Consider the following 4043-nt stretch of genomic DNA (forward strand, 5'->3'; position numbering starts at 1 on the left):
GTCCGCCGGCGTGGCGGCGGCGAGCAATCCGGTGGCCAGCGTGGCGGCGAGTGCGGCGGACAGCAGGCGTCTCATGGCCGCCACGATCGGGCGTGGCCGTACAAGACGGGTACAAGCGCCACCTAGGCGAGGAAGAACTCCTTCAGCACCGGGGCCAGCGCCGGCGCCTTCACGATGTGCGTCTGGCCCGGGAGCGTCCGGTACTCCGCCGACGGCAGGACCTTCGCCAGCGAGGCCACGCCGTGGCGCATCCAGTCCGGGCTGCGGCCGCCGTCGATGACCAGCGTCGGGATCTTCACGTCCGGCCAGGCCGCCGGCAGGGGCTCGCCCGCCTGGTGGTCGATCACCATCGCCGTGTCGTACGGGATCGTGTGCGCCACCTTCTTGAGCTTCGCCCAGAACGGCATGATCCGCATCATCGCCACCATCACGCCGCCCAGGCCGACGCCTTCGGTCATGAACATCTTCACCGCCTTGCCGCGCTTGCCCTCCTTCAGCGCCCGGTCGAGCCGGGCCACGTAGTCCGCCGGGACGCGGGGACGGGTGCCGTCGACGATGAACGGTGGCTCGTACAGCGCCAGTTTCGGGACCGCCAGCCGAGGAGCCGCTTCGAGGGCCAGGGCGACGCCCGACGAGATGCCGAACAGGAACGCCTCGCCGCCCGCCTCCTTGACGACCGCCGCGAGGTCCTCGACCTCGCGCTGGACCTCGTACGGTCCGGCGTCGCCGCTCTCGCCCCGGCCGCGGCGGTCGTAGGTGTACACGGTGAAGTGCGCGGCCAGTTCCTTCGCCAGCGCGTCGTTGGGGGACGAGCCGCGGTAACACATCGCGCCGTCCACGAGGACGAGCGCGGGACCGGCCCCGGCGCGGGTGTAGGCGATCCGGGTGCCGTCGGCTGAGGTTGTCGTCGTCATGCGGACCAGCCTGAACCCGACGCATCCATCTGTCAAGACAAAAAAAGTTGTCGGTGGGCCCGGCCCGGGGTGAACCCGGGCGAACCTCAGGCTGAACGCAAGGTCAGCAGCGTGATCTCGCTGGGCGCGAAGATCCGGAACGGCGGCCCCCAGAACCCCGTGCCGCGGCTGTTGTACAGCTGCGTCTCCCCGTGCCGGGTCAGGCCGGACAGCGTCGGCTGGTCGAACCGCACCAGCAGGTGGAACGGCCAGATCTGCCCGCCGTGCGTGTGCCCGGAGATCTGCAGGTCGACACCGGCCTCGCGGGCCTCGCGGACCTGCTTCGGCTGGTGAGCGAGCAGCACCACGGGGACGCCGTCGAGCCGGTCGGCCAGCGCCGCGGCCAGGTCGGGACCGTGGCCGGGCAGGCCGGACGCCGTCCCGGTCGGGTCGTCGATGCCGGCGAAGAGGATGCGGGCGCCGTCGCGCTCGAGCAGCGTCGACCGGTTGTGCAGCGTGTCCCAGCCGAGCCCTTCCATGTGGTCGAGCCACGCCTGGGCCTCGCCGAAGTACTCGTGGTTGCCAGTGATGTAGAACCGCCCGAGCCCGGCCTGGACGCCGCCGAGCGGGTCGACCTGCTTGCGGCGTTTGGCCACCGCGCCGTCGGCGAGGTCGCCGGCGTGGCAGACGACGTCCGCCTCGAGCGCGTTGACCGCCGCGACGACCTGCTCCGACCACTTCGTCCGGTCGATCGGCCCGAAGTGGGTGTCGGTCAACACGGCGACGCGCAGGCCGTCGAGCCCCGGCCCGAGCCGCGGGATGGCGACGTCGACCGCCTTCACCGGCGGCACGCGCATGGCGACGCGGTTGCCGTGCAGGAGCAGCCCGGCGGCGATCAGCGCGGTCGCGCCCGCGACGATCCGCGACCGCGCCGGGTCGTCGACGCCGAGCAGCGCGACCCGCAGCACCAGGCTCAGGATCGACCAGCTGAACAGCACCCAGATGACGGCGAGCAGCGAGTCGCCGAGGCGGGCGGCGCCGTCGCGCTGGCGACGCCCGTGGCCGCGGACCATGGCGACCGGCATGGTCACCAGCCCCAGCGCGAACAGCGCGGTCCCGGCGATCGTGCCGGCGGTGCCCCAGTCCGGCGCCAGCACCAGCGTCCACCAGGGGACGGTGAACAGCAGGAGCAGCGCCAGGAGCGGCACGACGACTAGTTGGCCTCTCATCGAACCAGGTTACAGCCCATCGGGCTCTTAGCGTTTTCGCTACGCTGGAGACGAAGGGAAGGGGGCGCCGTGACCACGTTGCTGGAGCTGGCGTTCCCCGCCCTGGCCGGCCCGGGCGCGCTGGTCGCCTTCGCCTCCCTCGTCGCCGCGAGCCTCTTGGTCGTCCTGCTGGTCGGCAGCACGCACCGCGCCGAGCTCGCGCTGTGGTCGGTGCCGGTACGCAGCCGCGCCACGGCCTTGCGCCGCCGGGCCCGGCTCGCCGAGTCGATCCGGCTCCGTGACCCCGGCCGCCCCGGTCGCAGCAGGCCACGAGCACCCGGTTCCCGCAGCACGGCTGCGTAGCACCCCTTCGACGCAGCCCTTCCGCTCACCCCACCCCTTCCACTCATGCGGAGTGCTGCCCATGTTCGGCTTTCTCGACGTGCCCGTCGAAGGCGCGTACCACCTGATCCACGCCCTGACCGGCCCGCTCTCGACGGCGCTGGCCATCGTCGTGTTCACCCTCGCCGTGCGGCTGGTGCTGCACCCGCTCGCCCGGTCGGCCGCCCGCGGCGAGCGAGCGCGGGCCACCCTGCTGCCGGAGATCCGCGCACTGCAGGAGAAGCACGGCCGCGACCGCGAGCGGCTGGCCGCGGAGATGACGAAGCTGCAGCAGGAGTCCGGGACGTCGCTGTTCGTCGGCTGCCTGCCGATGCTGCTGCAGCTGCCGTTCTTCATGGTCATGTACCGGCTGTTCACCACGGCCACGATCGGCGGCGAACCCAACTCGCTGCTCGGCGCGACGCTGCTCGGGACGCCGCTGGGCGCCCACGGCCTGGCCGGCAGCCCGCTCGTGTTCGTGATCGCGGCCGGGCTCGCCGTCGTCGCGTGGTTCTCGGTGCGGCTCCAAGCCGCCACTGCCGAGGTGTCCGGGGGCAAGCTGCTACGGCTACTGCCCTACGGCACCGTGCTCGCGACGCTGGTCGTGCCGCAGGCCGCCGGGATCTACCTGCTCACCACGACCGCGTGGAGCGTGGCGGAACGGGCGTTGCTACGACGCGGCTCGTGAGCGCCGCCAGTCCTCGACCGCCTCTTCGACGTCCACCAGCGCCACCGTGAGCGGTGGCCCGGTGTGGTGGTTGAGGTAGGCCTGGCGGATCCGGGTGTTGAGGTCCTCGACGACGTCCCGGACCTGTCGTTCGGTCCGCTCCCCGGCGAGCCGCTCCGGCAGGTCCTGGACTTCGCGCTTGAGGGCGAGCGACGGCGGCAGCAGCGCCTTCGTGTCGTGCCCGCCCTTCCGGACTTCGCGGAGCACCCAGTCGGTCGCCGCGTCGTTGCCGGTGGGCTTCGGCAGCGGCTTGCCGGTGCCGGGCAGGTCGTCGAACTCGCCGCGCTCGCGGGCTTCGGCGATCTGCCGGTCGACCCACCAGCGGAAGGACACCTTGGGTGGTTTGCGCGCGGTCATCTCCTCACACCCCCTCCGTCTGCTTCCAGGGTAATCTCCGGGCGACGAGCGAGGGGACCGCATGACCGCCGAACGCAGTGGCGCCGAGGACGTCGACCGGACGCTTGCGCTGCTCTGGCGCGCCCGCGGCGCCGCCGCCGAACCGACCAGGGGCCGCCGCCCGACGCTGACGATCGAGCGGATCGTCGCCGCCGCGATCGCGGTCGCGGACGCCGACGGGCTCGCCGCCGCGTCGATGCACCGCGTCGCCAAGGAGCTCGGCGCGGGCACCATGACGCTCTACACCTACGTGCCCGGCAAAGCCGAGCTGGTGGACCTGATGGTCGACGACGTGCTCGTCGGACGGCGGCTGCCCGGGCCGGGCGAGCCGCGCCGCGGGGACTGGCGCGAGCAGGTGGCGCTCTACGCCGAGCGGACCCGGCAGGCCTACCGCGAGCACCTCGCACAGCCACGGGTGCTCGCGGTAGGCCTGCCGGG

The 4043-nt window shown here is 72.6% G+C and carries 6 protein-coding genes; 3 read left to right on the forward strand and 3 right to left on the reverse strand.

Annotated features, from left to right (window positions below):
- Window positions 1-122 precede the first annotated feature (122 nt).
- Window positions 123-914 (reverse strand): alpha/beta fold hydrolase, encoded by a 792-nt coding sequence (locus CCN39_RS45520; protein ID WP_086853147.1) that lies wholly within the window; start codon window positions 912-914, stop codon window positions 123-125.
- An 86-nt stretch (window positions 915-1000) separates the two neighbouring features.
- Window positions 1001-2122: a metallophosphoesterase gene (locus CCN39_RS45525; RefSeq protein WP_244211315.1), complete on the reverse strand. Its 1122-nt coding sequence runs from the start codon at window positions 2120-2122 to the stop codon at window positions 1001-1003.
- A 69-nt stretch (window positions 2123-2191) separates the two neighbouring features.
- Here CCN39_RS45525 and CCN39_RS45530 point away from each other — a divergent pair, with 69 nt between their 5' ends.
- Complete coding sequence (locus CCN39_RS45530; protein WP_086853151.1) at window positions 2192-2464, forward strand: DUF6412 domain-containing protein; 273 nt, start codon at window positions 2192-2194, stop codon at window positions 2462-2464.
- A gap of 61 nt (window positions 2465-2525) precedes the next feature.
- A complete protein-coding gene (locus CCN39_RS45535; protein WP_086853153.1) occupies window positions 2526-3170 on the forward strand; it encodes a YidC/Oxa1 family membrane protein insertase in 645 nt (214 codons plus the stop codon).
- On the opposite strand, the gene CCN39_RS45540 is transcribed toward CCN39_RS45535, so the two are convergent.
- A complete protein-coding gene (locus CCN39_RS45540; RefSeq protein WP_086853155.1) occupies window positions 3153-3566 on the reverse strand; it encodes a DnaJ family domain-containing protein in 414 nt (137 codons plus the stop codon). The genes CCN39_RS45535 and CCN39_RS45540 overlap by 18 nt on opposite strands.
- 61 nt (window positions 3567-3627) lie before the next feature.
- Here CCN39_RS45540 and CCN39_RS45545 point away from each other — a divergent pair.
- The coding region (locus CCN39_RS45545) for a TetR/AcrR family transcriptional regulator (protein WP_143264417.1) at window positions 3628-4043 on the forward strand (416 nt) is incomplete at its 3' end.

Origin of the sequence: Amycolatopsis kentuckyensis (genome assembly GCF_002155975.1) — a bacterium.
Classification (GTDB): domain Bacteria; phylum Actinomycetota; class Actinomycetes; order Mycobacteriales; family Pseudonocardiaceae; genus Amycolatopsis; species Amycolatopsis kentuckyensis.

Bases quoted from the DNA above. Each gene is read 5' to 3' on its own strand.
- CCN39_RS45520 (WP_086853147.1), bottom strand. From the start codon at position 914: ATGACGACGACAACCTCAGCCGACGGCACCCGGATCGCCTACACCCGC.
- CCN39_RS45525 (WP_244211315.1), bottom strand. From the start codon at position 2,122: ATGAGAGGCCAACTAGTCGTCGTGCCGCTCCTGGCGCTGCTCCTGCTG.
- CCN39_RS45535 (WP_086853153.1), top strand. From the start codon at position 2,526: ATGTTCGGCTTTCTCGACGTGCCCGTCGAAGGCGCGTACCACCTGATC.
- CCN39_RS45540 (WP_086853155.1), bottom strand. From the start codon at position 3,566: ATGACCGCGCGCAAACCACCCAAGGTGTCCTTCCGCTGGTGGGTCGAC.